Source organism: Klebsiella sp. 18074 (genome assembly GCF_902705905.1).
GTDB classification, from domain to species: Bacteria; Pseudomonadota; Gammaproteobacteria; order Enterobacterales; family Enterobacteriaceae; genus Klebsiella; species Klebsiella terrigena.
Genome location: NZ_CACSIS010000018.1, coordinates 90,269 through 114,272, shown reverse-complemented (window position 1 = coordinate 114,272; position 24,004 = coordinate 90,269). Strand labels below are relative to the sequence as shown.

28 protein-coding genes are annotated in these 24,004 nt (G+C 59.5%); 9 read left to right on the top strand and 19 right to left on the bottom strand.

Going from position 1 to position 24,004, the window contains the following annotated elements:
* The first annotated feature begins 27 nt into the window (after positions 1-27).
* Positions 28-1,428, top strand: coding sequence for a diguanylate cyclase (locus GVK32_RS18360; protein WP_159871472.1), 1,401 nt, complete (start codon positions 28-30; stop codon positions 1,426-1,428).
* A gap of 53 nt (positions 1,429-1,481) precedes the next feature.
* On the opposite strand, the gene trpS is transcribed toward GVK32_RS18360, so the two are convergent.
* The 18 genes from trpS to GVK32_RS18270 form a co-directional block, all read right to left on the bottom strand.
* On the bottom strand, positions 1,482-2,489 hold the full coding sequence (trpS, locus tag GVK32_RS18355) for a tryptophan--tRNA ligase (protein WP_159871469.1): 1,008 nt from the start codon (positions 2,487-2,489) through the stop codon (positions 1,482-1,484).
* A 206-nt stretch (positions 2,490-2,695) separates the two neighbouring features.
* On the bottom strand, positions 2,696-3,025 hold the full coding sequence (locus tag GVK32_RS18350; RefSeq protein WP_041143869.1) for a multidrug efflux SMR transporter: 330 nt from the start codon (positions 3,023-3,025) through the stop codon (positions 2,696-2,698).
* Positions 3,026-3,041: 16 nt separating this feature from the next.
* Positions 3,042-3,452, bottom strand: coding sequence for a multidrug efflux SMR transporter (locus GVK32_RS18345; protein ID WP_159871466.1), 411 nt, complete (start codon positions 3,450-3,452; stop codon positions 3,042-3,044).
* A gap of 14 nt (positions 3,453-3,466) precedes the next feature.
* Positions 3,467-4,153: a hypothetical protein gene (locus tag GVK32_RS18340; RefSeq protein ID WP_159871463.1), complete on the bottom strand. Its 687-nt coding sequence runs from the start codon at positions 4,151-4,153 to the stop codon at positions 3,467-3,469.
* A 12-nt stretch (positions 4,154-4,165) separates the two neighbouring features.
* The gene (locus GVK32_RS18335; protein ID WP_159871460.1) at positions 4,166-4,792 is read right to left on the bottom strand and encodes a phosphate propanoyltransferase; all 627 of its coding nucleotides are present in this window, start codon (positions 4,790-4,792) and stop codon (positions 4,166-4,168) included.
* On the bottom strand, positions 4,789-5,220 hold the full coding sequence (locus tag GVK32_RS18330) for a BMC domain-containing protein (RefSeq protein WP_159871457.1): 432 nt from the start codon (positions 5,218-5,220) through the stop codon (positions 4,789-4,791). The genes GVK32_RS18335 and GVK32_RS18330 overlap by 4 nt, the downstream gene beginning before the upstream one ends.
* Before the next feature lie 12 nt (positions 5,221-5,232).
* Entirely contained in the window at positions 5,233-6,180 is a 948-nt protein-coding gene (gene cutD / locus GVK32_RS18325; protein ID WP_159871454.1) for a choline TMA-lyase-activating enzyme, read from the bottom strand.
* A 114-nt stretch (positions 6,181-6,294) separates the two neighbouring features.
* Positions 6,295-9,681 (bottom strand): choline trimethylamine-lyase, encoded by a 3,387-nt coding sequence (gene cutC / locus GVK32_RS18320; protein WP_159871451.1) that lies wholly within the window; start codon positions 9,679-9,681, stop codon positions 6,295-6,297.
* A gap of 25 nt (positions 9,682-9,706) precedes the next feature.
* Positions 9,707-10,861, bottom strand: a complete 1,155-nt coding sequence (locus tag GVK32_RS18315; RefSeq protein WP_159871448.1) for a 1-propanol dehydrogenase PduQ — start codon at positions 10,859-10,861, stop codon at positions 9,707-9,709.
* Between the two features lie 15 nt (positions 10,862-10,876).
* Entirely contained in the window at positions 10,877-11,134 is a 258-nt protein-coding gene (locus tag GVK32_RS18310; protein WP_159871445.1) for a EutN/CcmL family microcompartment protein, read from the bottom strand.
* Positions 11,135-11,160: 26 nt separating this feature from the next.
* The gene (locus GVK32_RS18305; RefSeq protein ID WP_159871442.1) at positions 11,161-12,756 is read right to left on the bottom strand and encodes an acetaldehyde dehydrogenase (acetylating); all 1,596 of its coding nucleotides are present in this window, start codon (positions 12,754-12,756) and stop codon (positions 11,161-11,163) included.
* Between the two features lie 53 nt (positions 12,757-12,809).
* Complete coding sequence (locus tag GVK32_RS18300; RefSeq protein ID WP_015585230.1) at positions 12,810-13,088, bottom strand: BMC domain-containing protein; 279 nt, start codon at positions 13,086-13,088, stop codon at positions 12,810-12,812.
* Positions 13,089-13,102: 14 nt separating this feature from the next.
* Positions 13,103-13,387, bottom strand: a complete 285-nt coding sequence (locus tag GVK32_RS18295; protein WP_041143877.1) for a BMC domain-containing protein — start codon at positions 13,385-13,387, stop codon at positions 13,103-13,105.
* Between the two features lie 16 nt (positions 13,388-13,403).
* Positions 13,404-13,682, bottom strand: a complete 279-nt coding sequence (locus GVK32_RS18290) for a BMC domain-containing protein (RefSeq protein WP_010634659.1) — start codon at positions 13,680-13,682, stop codon at positions 13,404-13,406.
* Positions 13,683-14,106: 424 nt separating this feature from the next.
* Positions 14,107-14,625: a FidL-like protein gene (locus tag GVK32_RS18285; RefSeq protein WP_159871439.1), complete on the bottom strand. Its 519-nt coding sequence runs from the start codon at positions 14,623-14,625 to the stop codon at positions 14,107-14,109.
* Positions 14,622-15,416, bottom strand: coding sequence for a winged helix-turn-helix domain-containing protein (locus tag GVK32_RS18280; RefSeq protein WP_159871436.1), 795 nt, complete (start codon positions 15,414-15,416; stop codon positions 14,622-14,624). Before GVK32_RS18280 ends, GVK32_RS18285 begins: the two co-directional genes overlap by 4 nt.
* Positions 15,417-15,460: 44 nt before the next feature.
* Positions 15,461-16,045 (bottom strand): TetR/AcrR family transcriptional regulator, encoded by a 585-nt coding sequence (locus GVK32_RS18275; protein ID WP_123710246.1) that lies wholly within the window; start codon positions 16,043-16,045, stop codon positions 15,461-15,463.
* 146 nt (positions 16,046-16,191) lie between these two features.
* A complete protein-coding gene (locus GVK32_RS18270; protein WP_159871433.1) occupies positions 16,192-16,974 on the bottom strand; it encodes an NAD(P)H-dependent oxidoreductase in 783 nt (260 codons plus the stop codon).
* Positions 16,975-17,061: 87 nt separating this feature from the next.
* Between GVK32_RS18270 and GVK32_RS18265 the strand changes: the two genes are divergently transcribed.
* The 4 genes from GVK32_RS18265 (at position 17,062) to GVK32_RS18250 (ending at position 19,081) form a co-directional block, all read left to right on the top strand.
* Positions 17,062-17,961 carry a LysR family transcriptional regulator gene (locus GVK32_RS18265; protein ID WP_159871430.1) on the top strand — a complete coding sequence of 300 codons (900 nt, stop codon included), beginning with the start codon at positions 17,062-17,064 and terminating at the stop codon, positions 17,959-17,961.
* A gap of 3 nt (positions 17,962-17,964) precedes the next feature.
* On the top strand, positions 17,965-18,384 hold the full coding sequence (locus tag GVK32_RS18260) for a FosA family fosfomycin resistance glutathione transferase (protein WP_159871427.1): 420 nt from the start codon (positions 17,965-17,967) through the stop codon (positions 18,382-18,384).
* 117 nt (positions 18,385-18,501) lie between these two features.
* Positions 18,502-18,789 carry a BrnT family toxin gene (locus tag GVK32_RS18255; protein ID WP_159871424.1) on the top strand — a complete coding sequence of 96 codons (288 nt, stop codon included), beginning with the start codon at positions 18,502-18,504 and terminating at the stop codon, positions 18,787-18,789.
* Positions 18,776-19,081 carry a BrnA antitoxin family protein gene (locus GVK32_RS18250; RefSeq protein ID WP_159871421.1) on the top strand — a complete coding sequence of 102 codons (306 nt, stop codon included), beginning with the start codon at positions 18,776-18,778 and terminating at the stop codon, positions 19,079-19,081. Before GVK32_RS18255 ends, GVK32_RS18250 begins: the two co-directional genes overlap by 14 nt.
* 156 nt (positions 19,082-19,237) lie before the next feature.
* On the opposite strand, the gene GVK32_RS18245 is transcribed toward GVK32_RS18250, so the two are convergent.
* On the bottom strand, positions 19,238-20,650 hold the full coding sequence (locus tag GVK32_RS18245; RefSeq protein ID WP_159871418.1) for a PLP-dependent aminotransferase family protein: 1,413 nt from the start codon (positions 20,648-20,650) through the stop codon (positions 19,238-19,240).
* A 177-nt stretch (positions 20,651-20,827) separates the two neighbouring features.
* Here GVK32_RS18245 and GVK32_RS18240 point away from each other — a divergent pair, with 177 nt between their 5' ends.
* The 4 genes from GVK32_RS18240 to GVK32_RS18225 all read left to right on the top strand — a co-directional run bounded on the left by GVK32_RS18240 (position 20,828) and on the right by GVK32_RS18225 (position 24,004).
* Positions 20,828-20,992: a DUF1127 domain-containing protein gene (locus GVK32_RS18240; RefSeq protein ID WP_159871415.1), complete on the top strand. Its 165-nt coding sequence runs from the start codon at positions 20,828-20,830 to the stop codon at positions 20,990-20,992.
* Positions 20,993-21,411: 419 nt separating this feature from the next.
* A complete protein-coding gene (locus GVK32_RS18235) occupies positions 21,412-21,876 on the top strand; it encodes a MarR family winged helix-turn-helix transcriptional regulator (RefSeq protein ID WP_159871412.1) in 465 nt (154 codons plus the stop codon).
* A gap of 6 nt (positions 21,877-21,882) precedes the next feature.
* Positions 21,883-22,950 (top strand): HlyD family secretion protein, encoded by a 1,068-nt coding sequence (locus GVK32_RS18230; RefSeq protein ID WP_159871410.1) that lies wholly within the window; start codon positions 21,883-21,885, stop codon positions 22,948-22,950.
* Entirely contained in the window at positions 22,940-24,004 is a 1,065-nt protein-coding gene (locus GVK32_RS18225; RefSeq protein WP_159871407.1) for a DUF2955 domain-containing protein, read from the top strand. Before GVK32_RS18230 ends, GVK32_RS18225 begins: the two co-directional genes overlap by 11 nt.

Here is a 24,004-nt window from a genome sequence, read left to right as displayed (position 1 = left end):
GACAAACGTCAGCGAGTGCTTTATTCAATGAAAGATGAAAGCAAAAAATATATCGCGGTTATTTTTAAGGAATGGCTGCCGCTGCGCGACAGCCTGACGCCGGAAGTGAAAGCGGTGCTTAATAATATTGCCGCCGAGCAGGCTGAAGCGCTGGCGGTCCGCTTTTATGACTTTATTTTTCAGGACCCGGATATTGCCAGGCACCTCACCTACGATTTGGTTCAGGAACGTCTGAGCCGCTCGCTGGCCGGCTGGGTCAAAGACATTTTGACCTGCGAGAAGGATGGCCTGCAGGCGCTGGCGGAACGGCAATACCATATTGGCAGCATTCACTCGCGGATCGGCATTCCTGCCGAGGCCGTGCTGCGTGGCGCCAGGCAGCTCAAGGCCGGGGTTATCGAATATATTCGCGACAGCGCGATAGACCGCCAAACCGGCGTGGCTGCGATCTACTATGCGATTATGGCGTTTAATATGGCGATCGAGATGATGTGCCATGCCTACACTCTGTCGCACTATCGGGCGACCAAAAACGAAGAGGCCTATCGCCTGTACAGCCTGATGGATAACGTACCGATGGAGTACGGTAAACAGCAGGCCGCGCTCTCCGGCTGGGAAAATACCGTTATTTTTAATATCGTTAGCGAAAATAAAAACGATATTAACGCCACGTTATTATCTGAATCCGAATTTGGCCTGTGGTTCCGCCATAAATGCGTGCGCTATTTTAATAAGAACGCGCAGATGGAAGAGATTGGCGGATTAATCACTGAGGTCGATAGCCTAATTAGCGGCTGGAAATCAGCCGATAGCCATACGGGATATAAAGAGACGCAAAACCTGCTGCAGGGCATTCATATTCATTGCCAGCAGATCGGCAGCCAGCTGGGGGTGATTTTTAGCAGCCTGACGCAAATGCAAAACGGCAAAGACGCCCTCACCAGCCTGCTCAACCGTCGCTATCTGCCGGTGGTCCTCAAGCATGAGGTCACGCTCGCCATCGAGTATGAGCGGCCGATGACGGTGGCGATCGTCGATATCGACCATTTTAAAGAGATTAACGATAGCTGGGGCCACCAGGTGGGCGACCGGGCGATTAAGCACGTTGCCAATCTGCTCGGCGATAATATCCGCTCCAGCGACTATATCTTCCGCTACGGTGGCGAAGAGTTTCTGCTGGTGCTGGTGGAAACCGGTGCCCACGAGGCCCATGTGCTCCTTGAACGTCTGCGCAAAAATATCAGCCAGCTCGGCTTCAACGTGGGCGGCGAGACAGAAATCGCCATTACCGCCAGCATCGGCTACGCCATCCATACCGGCCACCCTGATTACAACCTGCTGCTGCGCGACGCCGATAGCGCGCTCTATACCGCCAAGCGCGACGGACGCAACTGCGTGAAGATGCACGAAGGCGGCAGCGGCGGCTAAGCCGTCTGCCGGCCAGGCTCCCGCAGGCGAAGCGAGATGGCGAGTCGCCTCGTTCAGAACAGGATCGGTAATCCCAGACCCCGTTTTACCTCATGCAGCGTCTGCTGCGTGAGGCCGTTCGCCCGCTCGCTGCCCTGACGCAGCAGTTCCTGCAGCATGCCTTTATCGGCAATAAACCGCGCCCGTCGTTCGCGGATCGGCGCCAGCAGCGTCTGCAAACACGCCTCCAGCGCGTTTTTACACTGCCGGTCGCCCAGTCCGCCACGCTGATAGTGCGACTTCATTTCGGCAACCAGCGGCTTATCGGGGTGGAAGGCATCGAGATAGGTAAAGACGACGTTACCTTCCACCTGGCCCGGGTCGGCAACGCGCAGGTGGCCGGGGTCGGTATACATGGCGCTGACCGCGCGATGGATCTCCTCTTCGCTGGCCGAAAGCGTCAGCGTATTGCCCAGCGATTTTGACATTTTTGCGCTGCCGTCAACGCCAGGCAGGCGGCCGACCTCGCTGAGCAGCGCCCGGCAGTGCTGCAGCACCGGCGCCGTCGTCAGGCTATTCATCTTATGTACGATTTCGTTGGTCTGTTCGATCATCGGCAGCTGATCGTCGCCGACCGGCACCAGCCCGGCCTTAAAGGCGGTGATATCGGCGGCCTGGCTGATAGGGTAGGCCAGAAACCCCACCGGCAGCGAGCGGGCGAAGCCTTTCTGCGCAATTTCATGCTTGACGGTGGGATTGCGCTCGACGCGGGCAACGGTGACGATATTCATGTACAGGGCGCTCAGCTCCGCCAGCGCCGGGAGGGCCGACTGCAGGCAAATCGTGGTTTTCTGCGGATCGATGCCGACGGCCAGATAGTCGGCCATCACTTCAAAGATATTGTTGCTTATCTTTTGCGGGTTGCTGCCGTTGTCCGTTAATCCCTGCAGGTCGGCGACCAGAATAAACTGCTGGTGGTCATGCTGCAGCTGCACGCGCTGGCGCAGCGACCCCACGTAATGGCCGAGGTGCAGCTGGCCGGTCGGGCGATCGCCGGTAAGAATAGTGTGGTTTGCGTTCATCAGAAACTCCTTACGATGCGGTTAAGCCGAAAGGCGCTGCTGAGAAATAACAAAGCCGCCTTCCGGCGGCTTTGAAATGGAAACGTGAATCGTGCCGCCTTTATGCAGGCAGCCACCAGCGAAGGGAGCGGGTAACGACAACGTTTCTGTTCATCGGACTATCCTGCCACGAAACGGGCGTCGGGGAAACCCGCGCCCCGCGAGCTTTACATCGTAGAGAAGACGTTCATGATGATGCCGCCGGAGATAATCAGCACCATCGCGAAGATGGCCGGCAGATCCGGCTTCTGCTTGTAGAGGATCATGGAGCAGATGGTGACGCCGACGATACCAAAGCCGCACCACAGCGAGTAGGCCACGCCTACCGGGATGGTGCTCATCGCGCGGGTGAGGGCGAAATAGCACAGCCCGTAGGCGCAGACCACCAGCACCGACGGCGCCAGTTTGCTAAAGCCGTTGGTCTTTTTGATCATCGAGGTGCCGGTGATTTCGGAGCCGATTGACAGCGCCAGCCATAAAAATCCGAGATTAAACATATGCTATTCCTTTCAGTTAGTTGGCGATTTTTTTGTCGAGAGGCGTAACCGGCTCGGCGGGCGCAGCGGCGCTCTCCTCGCTACCCATTTTCGAGAACAGGTTCATGATAACGATGCCGCTGGCGATAACCGCCATGCCGATAATGGCCGCGGTATCCGGATGCTGGCCGTAAAAGGCCATTCCCAGGGTGGAAACGACGAGGATGCCGGTGCCTGACCAGGTGGCGTACGCCAGGCCGACGGGGATATCTTTCACCGCGCGGGAGAGCGAGTAGTAGCAGGTGCAATAGAGAACAATCAGCAGCGCGAGCAGCATCATTTTGGTTGAGCCTTCGCTGCTGCCGAACATTTTAAGCGTCGAAGTAGCCGAGGTTTCAGAGAGGATAACTAGCAGCATCCATAGCCAACATTTTTTTTTAGAAGACATAATAAACTCCGGGTCTATTTATTAAGGTAAGGTTCTTTTTTTCTGTTTTTCAAAAAATCGATGGCAGCATCGGTCAGCTCGGCATCGGGCGCGGCGGCTAGCGCCGGATTATTCACGACATCCGTGACGGTAAGATAACGCCGCGTCGCGTTCACCGGCGTCGGCGCGGCGCTGCCCGACGTCAGCCGCTCCAGCAGCTCGTTCATATCACACAGGGTGACGCCGCACTCCGTCAGGCGAGCCAGCGTCGCGCGCATCTGCCCGGCATAGGTCGAGTGGGCCGCCGCGCCGCACAGCTGATTGAGCTCGCTGTCGGGATCGCAGTGGTAGCGTAGCGCCAGCACCGGCAGGCCGCTAAGCAGCGCCTCGTGCAGGCGTCTGGCGAACGCGCTGCGCAGGCTGCCGTTCGCCAGGTCAGCCGCCAGCGGATAGTCGAGAAACGGCACTATCGCCGCGCGCCAGGCCATTGCCGGCAGCGCCTCCTGCCAGGCTGACGGCGGGATGATTGCGCCGGTTTCCTGCCAGCATGCGGCGTCCGGGGTGCCTTCGTCCAGCGCGATATGCAGCGGCAGCCCGCAGGCCGCCAGGCGGCGACGGATCGCCTGCCGGTAGCCGTCGGCGGCGGTGACCATCACCAGAACCGGCGGCTGCAGCCGGTGGATAATGCGCGTTACCAGGTGTTCGATCTCTTCGTCGGTCATGGCTGGCCTCCGTTAAGCGGGCTGGGTGATGACGACCTGGGCGCCGTTTTTCAGTCCGGCGGCGTTGGCCTCTTCGGTATCAATATGGAACTCAAGCGCAAAATCATCGCGCACCCGAACCACCACCTCATCAAACGTCAGCCGGCGCTCACCGTTGCTGCGGACGCTGACCTTCTGCCCGTTGCTGACGTTCAGCCGGCGGGCGTCCTGCGGCGACATATGAATATGCCGCCAGGCGCAGATCACCTGCGACCGAAGCTCAACGTGGCCCGCCGGGCCGATCAGCAGCGCGCTGCCGGTGTTCTCCAGCTGGCCGGACTCGCGCACCGGCGCCCTGATACCGAGAGTGAAGCAGTCGGCGCGGGAAATTTCCAGCTGGCTGCTGGGCCGGGTGGGGCCGAGGACGCGCACCTGGGTCAGCGAGCCCTTCGGCCCGACCACGGTGACGCGCTCTTCGGCGGCGAACTGCCCCGGCTGACGCAGCGGCTTCAGCGGGGTTAGCGCGTAGCCCTTGCCGAACAGCGCCTCGACATCCTGCTGCGCCAGATGAACGTGGCGGTTAGAGATGCCGACCGGGATCTCCGGGGCGACGCGGCTCAGGCGGGCGGCAATTTTTTCATGGAGCAGAGCGTCGATCATGCCTTCTTCCCTCTCCTCTGCGCGGCGTTTTTGTCTTCCACCTGCTCCGCTGCGGGCTGCGCGGCGTAGGGCGCGGCCGACTCTTTTTCTTGTGGCGGGAGCGAGGCGTCGGCTTTAGCCACCGGCGCTTGGGCCTGAGCGGCAGGACGCGACGGGCGGCCTTTTAATTTACCCAGCGCATCGACCACGCTGCGTTCCGGACGGGCGATGACCAGCGAGCCGACGACCTGGCCCGCGGCGACGACTTCGACGCCGCGCTCAATCGCGGTATGGATGGCGCTGATTTCGCCTTCAAAGCAGACGCTGACCAGCCCCGAGCCGATTTTGCGGTAGCCGATGCAGCTTACGCCTGCGGATTTGCAGGCGGCGTCGACGGCCTGAATGGCGGCGACCAGCCCTCGCGTTTCAATTACGCCTAAACTTTTCATTGTCAGCTCCTGTTAATGGCGGACTAAACGAATATCAAAATCAAACTGCGCGAAGAACGTTTCCAGCTGGTCTAACTCTTCGGGCGAATAAGACGGGTCCTGAGTAATCGGGTACGGCATATCCAGGCGTTCATATTTTTTACGCCCCAGCTGGTGGTACGGCAGCATATCGATGCGGCGGATATTTCCGCGCTTCGCTAAGTTCTGTACGTAATCAATGGCGCCGGTAATGGCTTCCCAGGAGTCGTTATATCCGCGCACCAGCGGCATCCTGACAATCACGTTGGCGCCGGAGTCCACCAGCCACTCCAGATTGCGGCGGATCCCTTCGTTGCCGATGCCGAATAACGCTTTATGGTGCGCGCTATTGATCTGCTTAATATCGAATAAGAAGGTGTCGGTAACCGGCGCCAGCTTCTGATAATTAGCCAGCGGGGTGGTGCCCTGGGTTTCGACAGCGGTATTGAGCATCATCTTTTTGCATTCGCTAAATAAGGCGACGGCAAAATCGGTCTGCAGGCTCATTTCGCCACCGCCGATGGTCACGCCGCCGCCGGAGGCGATATAAAAATCGTAATCCTGCATGATTATCTCCATCAGCTCGCTGACGGTGACGTCTTTACCCATAATATCCAGCGCGTTCTGGGTGCAAATATCTTCGCATTTACGGCAGCCGATGCAGTCCTTATTGCGGTCGACGAAGTGCTTCATGGCGCCATTTTCTTCCGCCCGGTAGTGGATCCCCGCCGGACAGACGCTGACGCAGTCGCCGCAGTTCACGCACTTATCCTGCGAGAACATCACCTGAAACTGGCTGGTAAGCCCTTCCGGGTTCGCGCACCACGGGCAGCGGATATTGCAGCCTTTGAAAAAAACCAGCGTGCGAATACCATCCCCGTCGTAGATCGAATACTTCTGAATATTGAAGATGCGGCCGGTTAATTCTTGTGTTGCGATCACGTTTGCCTCCTCCCCGTCGTTCGACAGACCGCAGCTACGTTATCTGCGGCCCGCCATCGACGAAGAATTTCTACTATTTCTCAAATAAGACTCAAATAGTTCTCATGTGACGAACTAGAACTTCTCAATAACCGTACGGCTGATGATTTCGTCCTGAACTTCTTTGCACAGCTCGACGAAGTAGGCGCTGTAGCCCGCCACACGGACGATCAGGTCGCGGTATTTTTCCGGCTCCTGTTGGGCTTTTTTCAGCACTTCGTTATCGACGTAGCTGAACTGCATCTGGCCGTTGCCGAGAATCGATGCGGTACGCAGCAGCGTGATCAGGCCATGGCGTCCTTCCGGGGTATCCAGCAACCCTTTGAGGAACTTGAAGTTGTGCACCATGCCGATGTTCATGGTCTCCACGTTCATCTTGCTGACCGACTTGATTATCGCGGTCGGACCCTGCTTATCGGCGCCCTGGGTCGGGCTGATACCGTCCGAGAGCGGCATCCACGCCAGGCGACCGTTCGGCGTGGCGTTGGTCAGCTCGCCGATCGGCGTGTTGTTGGAGATCGACAGGGTGCCGTGGCTGAGGGTGGAGTAGAGCATCTGGTACTTACGGCACTCGCGCTCGGTCCATTCGGTGATATCCAGCGCGTACTGGTCAACGTAGTTATCGTCGTTGCCGTATTTCGGCGCGTTCAGGCAGTCGCGGCGCAGCCCTTCGAAGCCTTCAAAGTTCGCCAGCATCGCGTCGCGGATCTGCTCGAGGGTATATTTTTTATCTTCATATACCAGCTTGCGGATCGCGGCGAGGGAGTCGACGTAGGTCGCCAGGCCCGAGAAGATCAGCCCCGGCCCGTGGTTGACCATCGCGCCGCCGGCCGCTACGTCTTTACCGCTCTCCATGCAGCCTTCCACCAGCAGCGACATCAGCGGCTTCGGCGCCACGTCGCGGTGCACGCGCTGGCTGATCACCGTGCCAATTGCCGACAGCCGCACGATATGGGCAATCTGTTTTTTCACCGCCGCGTCAAACGCGTCGAAGGTGTGCAGGTCCCGCAGGTCGCCGGTATCCAGCCCCTGATAGCTATCGAACAGCACCATCCGGCCGCGGTTCAGCACGAACTCGATGGCGATGGGCCACTGGGTGTAGCCGGTGGAGGTCCACTGGTAGATGCGGCCCGATTTCTGCGGCTCGACGCAGCCCATCAGGCAGTAGTCGCGGGCGTCTTCAAAATCGAAGCCTTTACGCAGCATCATCTTGATATGGGAGTCATCGAAGTGGCAGGCCGGGAAGCCCATACCCGCCTTCACCACGTCGACGATTTTTTCCATGTACTTCTGCGGAGACTGGTTGTGAATGCGGCAGGCCAGCGACGGCTGGTAAACCTTCACGAAGCGCACGGCGTCCATAATCAGATAGGTGAGATCGTTGCAGGCGTCGCCGCCGGTACGCTTCTGGCCGCCGACGGTCAGGTTGATAAACGGCTGATAGCCGGCGAAGTATTTCGCCCCCAGCTCGCTGGACATCCACATCAGCTCGGCGCACTTGATGATAAAGGCCTGCATCATCTCCAGCGCAGCGTCGTGGGTCAGGCGCCCTTCGCGAATATCGGCCTCAAACATCGGGTAGCAGTACTGGTCAACGCGGCCGAGGGAGAGGCCGGTCTGGTTCTCTTCGACTTCGAACAGCGACTCCACGGTCCAGATACTCTGCAGCGCTTCCTGCAGGGTTTTCGGCGGATTGGCCGGCACGTTCTGGTTAACCTCAGCGATGGTCAGCAGCTCGGCGCGACGTTGGGCGTTCTGCTCCCCGGCCGCCAGCTCCCGGGCGTGGGCGGCGATGCGGTGGGAGTAGTTAATGACGCCTTCACAGGTTTCGATCGCCGCCTTGTAGTAGTAAATGCGGTCGATATCTTCCGGGTTCTCCATGCTCAACTGCTCGAGGCGGGCCTGGGCATCGGCCTTAATGCCGTTCATCCCTTTGGTGAACAGCAAAACGTCGTAGCCCGGACAGGTATCGCCCCCGCCGTTGATCTGGTGATAAGAGAGGTCGCTGACGAAGGTCTCGCCGCTGAACGCCCAGACGCCGGCTTCGCGATACTGCGCTTCGCAAATCTCATCCAGCGAACGGCCTTCCCAGAACGGGACGATCTCCTCGCGGATGGTTTTTTTATCTTCTTCGCTGATCTCAAACGGATCCTGCGGGCGGGTGCTCATGGTGTCGAGCTCGTCGCGCACCCAGCGCCAGGCGATATCCGGCGAGAAGGCGCCCGCGCGCGGCTTGCCGCACGGATGGCCGACGATCAGCTCGTCATCCTGAATCAGGATCGGCGCGGTTTCGCAGGCGTGGCGGAACGCTTTGGCGCGCAGCAGAATGGTTGGCATGCCCGGATTAGCTTTGACCACTTCGGTAAAGGCCAGCGCGCGGTAGATGGAGACGCTCGGGCGCACGGTCAGGTAGTGGTTACGCAGGCGCTGCATGCGCGGGGTCAGGCCTTCCATCACCGGGGTATCGGCGCAGACGGCGAACGGGGCGGCGGAGACCTGCTGCGCGCCGCGGAACAGGCGCACCGGCAGATTCAGCGCGCTGAGGTTGTGCTGGGCGCTGAGGAACATCGCGGAGAGCGCGTTGATATTGGTGTTCTCGAGGCTCGCGCCATGCAGCAGGGCGTCAAACATCGGGTAGCCGTCAATGGCGCAGGCGGCGCGGACTTCGCTCAGCTCCGCCAGCTTGAACCACAGGCATTCGACGATCTCATAGGCCTGCTGCGGCGTCAGGGCGCCGCTGTCGATATCGCGCTGGTACCAGGGCAGCAGGGCCTTATCGGCGCCCTCCGGGTTCACCGCATAGCTGCCGTTATCGAGCTGCAACGCGAGCTGGAACAGATAAAAGGCCTGGCAGGCTTCTTTAAAATTGCGCGCCGGGTGGGCCGGAACCTGGTGCAGGATGGCGGCGCTGTCGCGCAGCTCGCTCTGGCGATAAGCGTTGCTTTCGCCGGCGGCCAGGGTTTCCGCGCTGTTAGCGAGATTTTGCGCCAGGGTCAGCAGCCCGTCGCAGGCGTAAATCGCCGCGCGGCAGCCGTTGACTTCATCCATGCCGCTGCGGCTGACGGCGCTGCCCAGGCTGCGGGTCTTCTCCTCGAGCTGGTGCCTGATCGCCAGCACGCCTTTCTCGATGACCAGCTTATAGTCCGGGGAGTTGAGGTCGCCGTTCAGGTTGAGAAACTGAAACGCCGACGGGCGATGGGCCGCGCTTTCATCGTGAAAGATGGCGCCGTGCGGTTTACGGGTCTGGTTACCGACGATCAGCTCGTCGGCGCTGATGCACACCGGCAGCTGGCGCATCAGTTCGTAGAAGCGGCGCGCCGGTTTGACGGCGGCGGGGACGCCCGCGATATCGCCATCAAGGGCGTTGAGCGTCGTGGCGTGTTCGGTGCACAGGGTGCTTTTTTGTGAAAGTAAACGTTTTGCCAGCACGTTGACGCGCGGCGTTAAGCTGTAGTGTGCCATGGGTAAGGTTCTCCAGTTCTTGTTATCAGTGGCCCTGAACGGCGCCGCCGGTCCACGCCCGGCGATAGAGTTCGGTTAAAGCGTTAGCATCCGGTACGCGCGGGTTGGTTGGGGTACAGCCATCGCGCAGCGCCTGGCCGACCATTTCCGCCAGCCGCCGGTCAAAATCAGCGGCGTCGACGCCGGTATCGCGGATGCCGGCCGGCATGGTCATTTCATCTTTCAATGCCTGAATGGCGATCAGCAGGCTGGCAACGCCCTCGCGGGGGCTGGCGGCCGGCAGATCCAGCAGATGAGCCAGGCGAGCGTATTTGCGCGCGGCATCGGTATCGCACCGCCCCTGATAATCGGCATTCCACGCTACGACTTCCGCCATCAGCAGCGCGTTGGCGCGGCCGTGCGGGACGCGGAAGACGCCGCCAAGCGCGTGGGCGAGGCTGTGGGTCACGCCGAGGGAGGCGTTGGTAAAGGCCATTCCCGCCATGCAGGAGGCGTTGTGCATCTTTTCCCGCGCCAGCAGGTTGTCACCGCTGCGCCAGCAGGTCGGCAGGTAGCGAAACACCTGCTGCACCACTTTTTCCGCCAGCGCGTCGGAAAAGTCGCTGGCATTAAGAGAGACGTAGGCCTCCATCGCGTGGCACAGAACGTCCATCCCGGTATCGGCGGTGATGGCCGGCGGCACCGAGGCCACCAGCGCCGGGTCGAGAATGGCGATGTCCGGCAGCAGCGACGGGTCCACCAGCACCAGCTTTTCGGCGCCGGCTTTCACCACCGAAAAGGCGGTCACTTCCGAGCCGGTACCGCTGGTGGTGGGGATCGCCACGAAGCAGGGGCGCTCGCGGCGGGCGTCCGGACGGGTTTGCGCCAGGGCGAAGATAACCGCTTTGGCGGCATCAATCACCGAACCGCCGCCGAGGGCGATAACCAGATCTGGATAGCGGCTGTCCATCAGCTTCATACCGCGCACGACGGTGGCGATATCCGGGTCGGCCACCACGTCGTCCCATACCTGGAAGGTGATGCCGCGCTGCTGCAGGATCCGGGTCACGCGCTCGGCGAGGCCAAATTTCACCATCGCCTTATCGGTGACCAGCAGGACGCTGCGGGCGGGAAGCTCGCTCAGGACCGCAAGCGCGTCCTGACCAAAGCGGATCCGGGGTTTCAGCAAAAATTCACTCATTGGACTATTCACTCCTTAAGCGTCCCGAAACACGTTCTCGACAATGGCAACCACCGACATGGCCTTGTAGCGGTCCCGGTTGAGCGCTAAATACTCTTCGGCCAGCACGATGTCGTGCATGCCTGCGCCGACGCTATCGACGGCAACCCAGGTCTGGTCCTTCATTGGCCGCTGTTCATCGTCTAACCTGGCGATTAACAGCAGGTTGCTGCCGCGTAGCTCAGCGCATTTCTGCGTGGCGACGACATGTCCGACTACCTTTGCGAGAATCATTGTTTTTATCGCCTTATCTCAATGCATTACTTACCGAGGCGCTCCAGCACCTGGCGGATAACGCGCTCCACGTTTTGCTCGCTGATGTCGCCTTCCGCCTCGACGGCGGCGCGGACCGCAAAACGATCGTCTGCCGTTGCGCTGAGGGACGCAGCGGCCGGCGCGGTGAAGCGCTGGTCGTCAACAATGCTGCGATGCGGGTTATCGACCGGGGCAACGATGGTGGGCTGCGGTTCAGGGCGGCTGCCCGGGGCGCGCAGTTCATCAATGGAGCGCACGCCGTAGCCGACCCTGCGGATGTTGAGCAGGTTCATTGGCCCGACGTTATCGGAGCTGGAACCGCCGCCAACGGCGCCGCAGCCGAGGGTTAATGCCGGGGTGATATTGGTGGTCGCCCCGATGCCGCCCAGCGCCGCCGGGGTGTTGATCAGAATGCGGTTCACCGGTTTTTCGAGGCAGAACTGGCGGATGACGTCCTGGTTACGGGTGTGGATCACCAGGGTATGGCCGAGTCCTTCGTTGGTCAGCAGCTCCACCACTCGATTGCAGGCCGCCTTCCAGTCCTCTTCCACGTACAGGCCGAGTACCGGACACAGCTTTTCGCGCGAATAGGGGTTTTTGTGCGAGACGGTGGTCTGCTCGGCAATCAGCACTCGGGTGCTGGCCGGAACGCTGAAGCCGGCCATTTGGCTCAGATAGAGCGCGGTTTTGCCGACCACTTTCGGGTTGATAGTGCCGTTGGCGCGCAGCAGCAGGGCCGCCATTTTCGCCGCTTCGCCCTCATTCATAAAGTACGCGCCCTGGGCGTCCAGCTCCCGGCGTACTTCGTCGTAAATGCAGCGTTCGACGATGATCGACTGCTCGGACGCACAGATCACCCCATTATCGAAGGTTTTGCTGGTGATGATATCTTTCACCGCGTGGTGGATATCGGCGCTGCGTTCGATAAACGCCGGGCCGTTACCCGGGCCGCCGCTGATGGTCGGGGTGCCGGAAGCATAGGCCGCGCGCACCATGCCTTCGCCGCCGGTGGCGAGGATCAGCGAGACCTCTTTGCTGTGCATCAGTTCGGAGGTGGCTTCGAGGGTCAGCTGGGTGATAGCGCTGACGCTGCCTGCCGGGGCGCCTGCGGCTTCGGCGGCGCGTTTAACGATCTCTATCGCTTTCCAGCTGCACTCACGCGCGCCGGGATGCGGGGAAAAGATAATCGCGTTGCCGGCTTTGAGGGCAATCAGCGTTTTATAGATTACGGTTGAGGTCGGGTTGGTTGACGGCACCAGCGCACAAATCACCCCCAGCGGCACGCCCACGTCCATCACTTTTTTTAGCGGATCGTCATGAATGATGCCGACGGTCTTCATATCTTTGATGGCGTCGTAGACGCGCAGCGAGGCAAAACGGTTCTTCAGCACCTTGTCCTGCCAGTTGCCAAATCCGGTCTCTTCCGAGGCCATTTTCGCCAGCGCTTCGGCGTGGTGCGCCGCTTCCTGGGCCACGTTTTTCACGATGGCGTCGATTTGCTGCTGCGAAAAGGTGGCCAGAATCGCCTGGGCCTTTTTGGCGCTGCGCACCAGTTCCCGCGCGTTCTGGCGGGACTGCAAATCGTTATCCAGTTCAATCATGAGTCTATCCTTCATCAGACGAAAAGAGTGGAGACGGGGCGCGCCCTGTCAGGTCATGCTTTGTGCTGCGACGCGATTTTCTCGATATCGTTATGCGGTCGCGCAATGACGCGGGAGGTGACGACTTCGCCGATACGTTTCGCCGCTTCCACGCCGGAGTCCACGGCTGCGTTCACCGCGCCGACGTCGCCTTTCACCATCGCGGTGACCAGCCCGGAGCCGACGTTTTCATAGCCAATCAGCTCGACGTTGGCGGCTTTACACATCGCATCGGCGGCTTCAATACAGGCCACCAGACCTTTGGTTTCGATCAGACCAAGCGCTTCTTTCATCATGTTGTCTCCCGTTATTCCGCGACTTTGTAATGCGCGACGATTTTGTTGATGTCGTTATGTGGACGTGCGATAACCAGCGAGGTCACCACTTCGCCGATGCGCTGCGCCGATTCCACGCCGGAATCCACCGCCGCTTTCACCGCGCCGACGTCGCCTTTCACCATCGCGGTGACCAGCCCGGAGCCGACGTTTTCATAGCCAATCAGCTCGACGTTGGCGGCTTTACACATCGCGTCCGCCGCCTCGATACAGGCCACCAGACCTTTGGTTTCAATCAGACCTAATGCATCACCCATTTGCGTTCTCCCGGCCTTAAGCCTTGTGTTTAATAACAATTTTGTTGATGTCGTTATGCGGACGCGCGATAACCAGCGAGGTCACCACCTCGCCGATGCGCTGCGCCGATTCCACGCCGGAATCCACCGCCGCTTTCACCGCGCCGACGTCGCCCTTCACCATCACGGTGACCAGCCCGGAGCCGATGTTTTCATAGCTAATCAGCTCGACGTTGGCGGATTTGCACATCGCATCCGCTGCTTCAATGCAGGCCACCAGGCCTTTGGTTTCAATAAGCCCCAATGCATCACCCATGGTTGTTCCTCCAGACAGGTTTGTGATTCGGGAAAACCGTCCGCGTAACGGCGTCAACACGCGGTAGCGGCGTTCGGGGTTCACTATAAGGAATGACGGGCGAAGTGAAATTTAAATCCGTGAGAGTTGTGTTTTTAGTTTTTTACTCTGTGATTTAGCCTTTTAAGGGCCTGTATTTATCTCTTTGTGCTGAAGTGGGGCGATGGAATTGGCTGCGGATGCGGCGCGTTTTTCGCCATCCTGACGGGCGGCGGTAAATGTTAATGGGTTGCTAATTTAATGCTGGGGTCGGGTAATATACCCATCGTTTAAGTGTGGTTATGGTCATGTTTTTCGCCGGGAGCTAAACGCAAAAAGTGCGGTTTTACAGCATGAGGCGGTGGGGGAAAAAATGGGACGTGGCTGGCGCGGGCGGGGCAGGCCGTCAGTCAAGCTTGCTGCCGGACTTCAGGGTGCAAACGTAGAGCGGCGAATTGATCGAGCTGAGCAGAATCGCCTTCTCGTTGAGCTTCTGGGCGTTGAGAAATAGCCCGTCGTGGCTGTCGGACATCTCGCGCATAAAGTAGGCGAAGATGACGTCAGGGGATTCGTCGATAGATGAGGCGCTGGATTCCCACCGGCTGATGCGGTAGTGGCGCTCGGTTGAGGAGATGCGTTTACTGCTATAGCTGAATTTAACGTAGCGCTGCAGGTAGAGCCAGCCGGCGGCGGAGTCGGTATAGCCTTCAACGACCATCGAGCCTTTGCCGTGGGCGGCAAAATTGAAGTGAATGTTGCCGTTAACGTTCTCTTTATCCATGTTTTCAAAGCGCATGATGGCTTTGGTCGAGCAGCTCATCACCCCGTCGTTTTCCGCCGGCAGCAGCTTCCAGGCGCTGAGCCCGGCGGCGGTGATAAACGCCAGGGCTGAGAGGGCGAAAAAAGGCCGGGGTGCGAGTCTCATTGCGGTTTCCAGGAGTAGTAGAAATAGTTATCGCAATAGCTGAAGGGGTTGTCTTCATGCATCGCGCAGTGGGCGAGGAAGACGCGGCCGAGGCCGTTGGTCTCCAGCCGATCGCCGTAGAAGAAGACAAAACGTTCGCCGGGTTTGCACTCCAGCTTCAGCCGCTGGCGCACGGCGTCAAAGTTTTTGCCGTAGGCGGTGCCGGCCACGGAGCGCAGCATCTCATCGCTGGCCAGCAGTTCGCACTGGCTGTGGGTCATCTGCTTCAGGGTAATGGGGCGTGATTCGCTGCTGCCGAAAAAGCTGAAAAGCACCAGCAGCAGGGCGATGGTCAGCAGGCAGACGCCGGCGATATACCAGCAGGTGCCGCGCGCGTGCCGGGTTGGTTTCGGGCTTTGCCGCGTAGCCGGGGACACGGTGTCCGGCTCCTCGGGCGACGGCGGCTCCGACGGCACGGGAGTGTCCAGCGGGTGAACGGTGATTTCCGGGTTCAGCTGCAGCAGTCCGCGCGAGACGGTGACGATAATATTGTCGATCTCGTAGTGGCGGAAGGTTTTGCGCAGCATGCTCAGGTACTGATTGAGGTTGCTGTTCGAGGAGGTTAATCCGTTGTCGTCCCAGACCTTTTTGAGTACCTCATCGCGGCTGACAATCTCCGGGTTACGCAGGAAAAACCACAGCAGCGCGCTGGTGGTGATCGACAGCTGGCTGTCCGCCTCATCGCTTCCCGGTAGGATTAGTGTGCCGTCCGTTGCATCATAAATGAGACGGCCATTGATGTTGTAGCGCATCGCGGCCTCAATCTAATCGCCTGACCTGTCAGGCTCAACGTGCTTCACGCGGGAAGCGTCATCCTCGTCAGATCGCTGACCAGCGATCGCCGGTGTTCGGCGCTCATGGTGCGCCCCTCGGTTAACTCCGAAAGCCAGATACCGTCCGCCGCGTAGCGTACCAGGGTGCCGGTGTGGCCGTTGTCCAGCGCATCGCCCTGCGCGAGGTGATCCAGCATCCAGTCGCGCCAGCATTTTCGCAGCACCGGCTCATCCGGCATCGCCAGCGACAGCACCATCAGCTGGCGGCTCTCCTGGGTGTCCGTCAGCTCAGGGGCCGACAGATAGTGCAAATAGGCGCGGGTAAAGCGGCCGTAAGAGACATTATCCGCGGCCATCAGCTCGGCGATCGCTTTTTCCATAATCGCCAGCAGCCGGGCGAAGAGGGCAAAAATCAGCGCCTGCTTGTTGGGGAAGTGGTGCAAAAGACCGCCTTTGCTCACCCCGGCTTCGCGCGCCACGGCGTTCAGCGACAGCGAGGCGATGCCGTCTCTGCCGGCAATCATCGCCGCGGATTCCAGCAGCTGGCGATGCAGGCGGACGGGGTCTTTTTTTCGGTGTTGGGCTGCTATGTTCATGGCCTGAATCATACCGACCAGACGGTATGATTATTCTTGATCGCTATCAATGTGCGGGGGAGTGGGCGGCGGTGGAATGCCGTTATTGCGCGGAGGCTCACAATTCGTCATATAAATGATGGCGATATACCCTTTGCCAGAGCTATCGCCACCGCAGATTATGCATCGTGCCAGTGTACCGCAAAGCCACTCTGTCCCGGTGCCAGCTCCGGGCGCAGCGTCAGGGAGGGGATCAGATAGTCGCCGTGATTTTGCCGGCGGAAGGGGATTGGCGCGGTGCTTGCCAGCGTATCCAGCCGCTGCCTCAGCTCGCGGCAGTGCTGGGCAAAGCGCTGCTCGTCCGTTTTCTCGGTGCGGTAGAACACCAGCGGCGGCAGCACCTCAAAGCCGGGATAAAACAGCATCCCGTGCTGGATCGGAAACAGAATATCGTTAATCGGTCCGTTAATGCCGCGCGGGGCGTAGTGCTCCTCCCAGCCGCCGGTGGTAACAACCAGCATCGCCCGTTTGCCTGCCAGGGTGCCTTCGCCGTAGCGGTCGCCCCAGTGGCGGTCGCTGTGCTCCCCGACGCCGTAGGCAAAACCATAGGCGTAAACCCGGTCGATCCAGCCCTTCATAATGGCGGGCATGGAGAACCACCACAGCGGAAACTGAAAAATTACCGTATCCGCCCACAGCAGCTTCTCCTGTTCCGCAACGATATCCGCGCTTTGGGTTCCCTGTTCAAAGGCCTGCTTTGAATCAAGGGTCGAGCGCCAGAACTCGCCGACCGGCGGGGCGCTGCTGTCGTCAGCATCAAAGCCCGCTTTCCAGCGCATGGCGTAGAGATCGGAAACCTGCACCTCGTGGCCGGTGTTTTGCAGATGCCGGACGGCAAAATCTTTTAGCGTGCCGTTCAGGGATCGCGGTTCCGGATGGGCGTAAATCAGCAGTACTTTCATGGAAATCACCTCTGAGTTATGGAGAGCTGCAGAGTAGGCGGCTGGCCGCTATAGTAGAAATTAATTACTTAAATCTCAGGTATAGCCGTGATTAATTTACATCGTCTGGATCTCAACCTGCTGCGCACCCTCGACGTGCTGCTGAGTGAGAATAACGTCACCCGAGCGGCGCAGCGGCTCAATCTGTCGCAGCCGTCGGTCAGCATCCAGCTGGCGCGCCTGCGGGAAATTTTTGCCGACCCGCTGCTGCTGCCCGGGCCGCGCGGGATGCTGCCTACTGCCCGCGCCGATGCGCTGCGCGGGCCGTTGCGTGATGCCCTGCTGGCGCTGGAGCTGGCGGTCGCCCCCGCCGACAGTTTCGACCCGCTGACGGCGGCGCAGACCTGGCGAATAGCGGCGACGGACTATATGGCCTCGGCTATTGTGCTGCCGGCGCTGAATATCCTGCGGCGCGCTTCCCCGTCGAGCCGGCTGGCGGTCTTCGATCTCCAGCCTTCCCACCTGGTGCAGCAGGCGGAGCGAGACGAGGTCGATCTGTTCTTTCATACCCGCGACGGCGCTCCGCCGGAGCTGCATCAGCGGCTGCTGTTCAGCGAGCGCTACGTGCTGGCGGGCAGAGCGGGGCATCCGGCGCTGCAGGCGTCGTTGAGTCTGGCGCAGTTTTGCCAGCTGGATCAGGTTATTGTCTCCCCGGACGGCGGCGGTTTCAGCGCCGCGACCGATACTGCGCTGGCCAATCTTGGGCTCTCGCGGCGAGTTGTCCTCTCGGTGCCACATTTCCTGTTTATGCTGGAAACGCTGCGCAGCAGCGATCTGGTCGCCATGCTGCCGGAGAAGCTGCTGCGCGGGATGAGCGGACTGACGGTTATCGAGCCGCCGTTGGCGATTGCCGGGTTTGATATGCTGATGCTGTGGCACGAGCGCTGGCATCGCGACCCGGCGCACCGCTGGCTGCGCCAGCAAATTGTGAGTTCACTGGAGGATTAAGCCATGTTAAGCGGATTGAATCACCTGACCCTGGCGGTCAGCAGCCTGGCGCCGAGCGTGGCGTTTTATCAGCAGCTGCTGGGAATGACGCTGCACGCGCGCTGGGATAACGGCGCCTATCTCTCCTGCGGCGATCTGTGGCTGTGCCTGTCCCTCGATCCGCAGCGGCGCATTACCCCGCCGGAGGAGAGCGACTACACCCACTACGCTTTTAGCGTCGCCGAAGCCGATTTCGCCGGGCTCAGCGCGCGGCTGGAAACGGCCGGCGTGGCGGTGTGGAAGGTGAACCGCAGCGAAGGGGCGTCGTATTATTTCCTCGACCCGGACGGCCACAAGCTGGAGCTGCACGTCGGCAGCCTCGCCCGGCGCCTGGCGGCGTGCCGCGAGCAGCCGTATAAGGGGATGGTGTTTTATGGCGAGTGAATGGGGCATAACCTTTACAAATCAGCCCCTGAAAATGTGAGGTTTTTTCCAACATTGACAGTATACTTGCCCAATAATTGTCTATACTTTTTTGTATATACAATCGGGATGCATGCTATGCCAATGGAGTTTGAATGGGATGCAAACAAGGCAACAAGCAATTTAAAAAAACATGGGATTCGCTTCGAGGAGGCGGTACTGGTTTTTGACGATCCGCAGCACCTTTCCCGCCAGGATCGTTATGAAAACGGTGAGTATCGATGGCAAACCATCGGCCTCGTTCATGGGATTATCGTTATTCTTGTGGCGCATTCGGTCCGCTTTGAAAGCGGGGCTGAGGTGATTCGTATCATTAGCGCCCGGAAGGCGGACGGCAAAGAGAGGAGTCGTTATGAGCATAGTTAAATATCAGCGCGACAAGCCAGCCGGGCTTAGCGCTCAGCGTGAAGACGAACTCAGAGCGCTGGCGAACAAAGCGGATGGCGAAATTGATTACAGCGATATCCCCGCTTCAGGTGATGAACGGTGGCCGGACGCGGTACGCGGTAAATTCTACCGACCGTTGAAAACCCAGGCCTCTGTCCGCATCGACGCTGATGTGATGGAGTGGCTTAAACGCCCGGGAAAAGGCTATCAAACCCGGCTGAACGCGATTCTGCGGGAAGCCATGCTGCGCGAGCAGAATAAGAAATCGTAACTATTCCCGACGTTCGGCGCGCGATAGAGATTGCCCCCCTGGGGGCGCTTGCCGCGTCTTGTTGGGGCGACGAGTCCGCAGGCGACCGGGAAAACCCGTAGCCCCGGTCAGCGCAGGGCTACCGGGGGGACAAGCCAGTTCGCTACGGCGAAAAACTCACTCCATCGCCACCTTCACCGCCTCACCCAGCTTCACCATCACCTCCCGGTGCTTGTCGATCGGCGGCAGGGCGCAGTTGATCCTTAAGCAGTTGCGGTATTTCCCCGAGGCTGAAAACAGCGAACCCGGCGCGACCTGGATTTTCAGGCGGCACAGCTGCTTCGCGACGCAGACCATATCGACGTGCTCGGGGAGCTCAACCCACAGCATATAGCCGCCCTTCGGCCGGGTAACGCAGATGCCGCAGGGGAAGTATTCCCGCAGCCAGCAGGTGTAAATTTCCATATTGCGCTGGTAGATCTGCCTCATCCGCCGCAGGTGGCGGTGGTAGTGGCCTTCGCGGATAAAGTTACAGGCGGCCAGCTGGGTTGAGGGCACGTTGGTGCCGCTGGCGGCGTATTTCATCTGCAGCAGGCGATCGTAGTAGCGGCCCGGCGCGATCCAGCCGATGCGCAGGCCCGGCGCGATCGTTTTGGTAAACGAGCTGCAGAGCATCACCCGGCCGTCGATATCCCACGAATGAATGGTGCGCGGGCGCGGGTAGTCGGTGGCCAGCTCGCCGTAAATATCATCCTCAAAAATGATGATATCGTGGCGCTGGGCGAGGGTCAGCACCGCGCGTTTGCGGGCGTCGGGCATGATAAAGCCCTGCGGATTGTTGCAGTTCGGCACCAGGATAACGCCCTTGATCGGCCACTGCTCCAGCGCCAGCTCCAGGGCTTCGACGCTGATCCCGCTGTCCGGATCGGTGGGGATCTCGATGGCCTTCAGCCCCAAACCGCGCAGCAGCTGCATGGTGCCGTAATAGGACGGGGATTCGACGGCGACGATATCGCCGGGCTGGCACACCGAGAGCAGCGCCAGCGATAGCGCGCTGTGGCAGCCGCTGGTGATGATCAGATCGTCGGCGGTGACCACCGAGCCGCCGTCGAGCATCAGGCGGGCGATTTGTTCGCGCAGCTCGCGGCGTCCGGCCAGCTCGTCGTAGTTCAGCACCTCGCTGAGATTATGCTGGATAACCCGGCTCAGCTCGCGCCAGATGGGCTTCAGGCTCGGCTGGGTGACGTCAGGCGAGCCGCCGCCGAAAGGGATAATACTTTTGTCATTGCGCGCGTCGAGCATGGTCAGCACCTGATCCCACTGGGTGATTTCCACCGGGCGCTGGACCGGGCGCGACATCGGCGGTACCGGCGGCTGGGCTTTACGCGGGGCGACAAAGTAGCCGGAACGCGGCTGGGGGACGATCATCTGCTGCTGTTCAAGCGTCTGATAGGCCTGCTGCACGGTACTGATGCTCACTCCGTGCTCCTGACTCAGGCTGCGAACCGAAGGCAGCTTCTCTCCGTGGCGATACAGCCCTTGCTCAATACGCTCCGCCAGCAGGCTGGCCAGATGTTGGTAACGCGTCATGCTGTATCCCTTATTGTCGCCATACAGATTGATAAACCAGTACAGATGGGCGGTGAAAATCCCACGCAGATACTGTTTTAGCCAATCTGTATGTTAAAGAAAAGAGTTTTTTGAATCTGTATTGTTTACCCTCAGATCCGCGAAGATAAAGCCTCTGGCAAGGTGAGGAGGTGGAGTATGGAATTTCATGAGAACCGGGTAAGACAGCCGTTTATTGGGTTTGTCCTGGCGGGTAGAGCGATCAAAAAATGGTGGCTGCGCAGGCAAACGCGCCGGGTTTTACAGCGAATGAGCGACGAACAGCTGAAAGACGTCGGATTAAGACGGGATCAGATCAATTAAAACGTGCGATTTTTACCAGGCCTTTCCCCGGAGGCGGTGCTGCGCACCTGTCCGGGCTACTAAACTGCGCAGAGCTGTAGCCCCGGTAAGCGTTAGCGCGACCGGGGGAATGCATTCACAGAATTTATCATTTCATGCTTCTCTATCCTTCGTTTCTTGATAGTTATCCTGATAAGTATTATTTTCATTTCCGCGACGAACCATATCCATCAGGCTATTTTACTTGTCATTTTGAACCTGGGCAGTGCTCGACAAAATACGAAAGTATTTTGAACGCCCTTCAGAGCGGCCCGGAGGGTGAGCGTAGCGAGTCAATCCTCACGTACTCCGTGTACGTTCCGGTTTCTCCGCGCTGTCCGTGTTCAAACTGCCTGCGCCAATAACGCCTGATGAGATAGGTTCTAAATGAGGAAAAGAAGATGACCGAAGACGACCTGTTTGCTCGCCGCCCGATGGGGATGCGCATGGCGATGGTGGTGCGCCAGTGGCGCGCGATTATCGATTCTGCCATTACCGATACCGGCCTGACCCAGTCAAGCTGGACGGTGCTGATGCAGCTGCATCAGCTGGGGTGCAACGTCTCGGTCAGCGAGCTGGCGGAGGTGCAGGGCATTGAACTGCCGCCGCTGATGCGCACCCTCACACAGCTGGAAAAGCAGGGCTATCTGCTGCGTTCTACATCGCCCTATGACAAACGCATACGCCTGCTGACGCTGACGGCGGAAGGCCGCTCGAGGCTGGAAGAGCTGAACCGCGTGATTGAGACTTATCAAAACCGCGTCACCCGAACCATTCCCGAGGCGGAACTCGCCACCTTTAGCGCCACGTTAAATCACATCGCCTGCAATCTGCGGACTATCCGCGAAGAAGATAATAAGATCTAAAAAACTATGATGACCCCTGAACAGAAGTTTGCCCGTTGGGTAAGGGTGAGTATTGCCGCGTTCCTGGCGATATTCGCTTGGTTTATCGTTGCCGATATCTGGATCCCGCTCACTCCGGACTCCACGGTGATGCGCGTGGTGACCCCGGTCTCGTCGCGTGTCTCCGGCTATGTCTCCCATGTCTATGTACATAACAACAGCCAGGTGAAGAAGGGCGACCTGCTCTATGAGCTGGACCCGACGCCGTTTACCAACAAAGTGGAAGCCGCGCAAATCGCCCTTGAGCAGGCGAAGCTGAGCAACCAGCAACTGGACGCGCAGATCGCCTCTGCCCGCGCCAACCTGCGCACCGCCCAGTACACCGCGCGCAACGACAAAGTTACCCTCGACCGTTATCAGCGGCTGAGCACCATGCAGAACGTCTCGCAGTCGGACCTGGATAAGGTGCGCACCACCTGGCAGACCAGTGAACAATCGGTCAGCGCGCTCAATGCCAGCATCCAGAATCTGCTGATCCAGCGCGGCGAACGCGACGATGCGCGCAACGTCACGCTGCAAAAATACCGCAACGCCCTGGAAGAGGCGCAGCTTAACCTCGGCTGGACGCAGGTTCGCGCCGAAACTGACGGCATGGTCAGCAACCTTCAGCTCAACCCCGGACTGTACGCTACCGCCGCCACGCCGCTGCTGGCGCTGGTGAGCAATCACACCGATATCGTTGCCGATTTCCGCGAGAAGAGCCTGCGCCACACTGGCGTGAATACCGATGCGGCGGTGGTGTTTGATGCGCTGCCGGGTAAAGTCTTTAAAGCGCGCGTCACTAGCAGCGATGCCGGGATTCTGGCCGGGCAGGAAGAGGTCAACGGCCAGCTGTCGCAGCCTGAGCAGTCCACCCGCTGGGTGCGCGATGCGCAGCGCATGCGCATCCACGTGGCGCTGGATGAGCCGCTGGATAAGCCGCTGCCCACCGGCGCGCGCGCCACGGTGCAGCTCTACAATAGCGATGGTCCGTTTGCCCGCACCTTTGCCGGTGCGCAGATTCATCTGGTGAGCCTGCTGCACTATGTCTATTAATACCCTGGCGCGGGTCTTCACCCCACATGGCAATATCGTCTACACGGCCAATGATTTTCGCCAGACGCTGCGCATCGCCGTTGCCGGAACTATCGCGCTGAGCATTTCGACCTTCTACGACGTGCAGTACGGCGTCTTTTTCGTGGTTTATCCGCTGATGCTGCTGTCGCTGGTGCCGGTGTTTAACCGCCACGTCGCGCGGCAGTTTGTGTTTAGCGCAGCGGTAAACTGCGTCGAAATGGTGCTGATCGTCGGCTATCTGTCGCAGTGGCCGGTGATTATGACCCTGGTGGTGTTTGGCCTCTATGTGATGCGCTTTCGCTTTATGAGTCAGGGGCCGCTGTTTCTGCTGGGCTCGATGGGCGTGGTCTGTCAGAGCACGATGCTCAACTTTATGAGCTATCCCTCCAGCAACTGGCATACGCTGATGTTTTCCAATATCGAAGCCTGCGTGATGGCGGTGGCCCTCAGCGCGCTGCTGAACTATCTGATCCCGGACGTTGAGCCGCGCCGGCCGCCGCCGCGGATTGAGAAGGATGCCGCCCGTATTCGCCATGAATCGCTGCTTTCCGGCACCGTTGCGACAATAATTTTCGTGGTTTTCCAGATCTGCGATCTCAGCGATTCGCTGTCAGCGCTGATGGCCGGGATCCTGATCCTCTTCCCGATGCACTATCGCGGCGCGGTGATCAGCTCCATCTGGCGCGTGGTGGGCGTGGTGCTGGCCTGTCTCTACATTCTGGTGGTGCAGCTGCTTATTTATGATTTCAGCAACCATATGGTGCTGATGATGCCGCTGATCGCGCTCGGCCTGGCCTTCAGCGCGCGCCTCCACGTGATGGAGAAAGTCGGGGCCGGCGTGGGCTTCGCCAGCATCACCACCATCGGCATCATGTTTGGTCAGAACCTGCACCCGGATCAGGACCTGATCTTCAGCGATCTGTACCGGATTAGCTCGGTCACTATTTCGCTTGTCGTCACCCTGACGCTGGTGTTTCTCGTCCACCGTATCCTGAACTGCTTTGCGCCAACGCGGTTCATTATTAGCGAATAG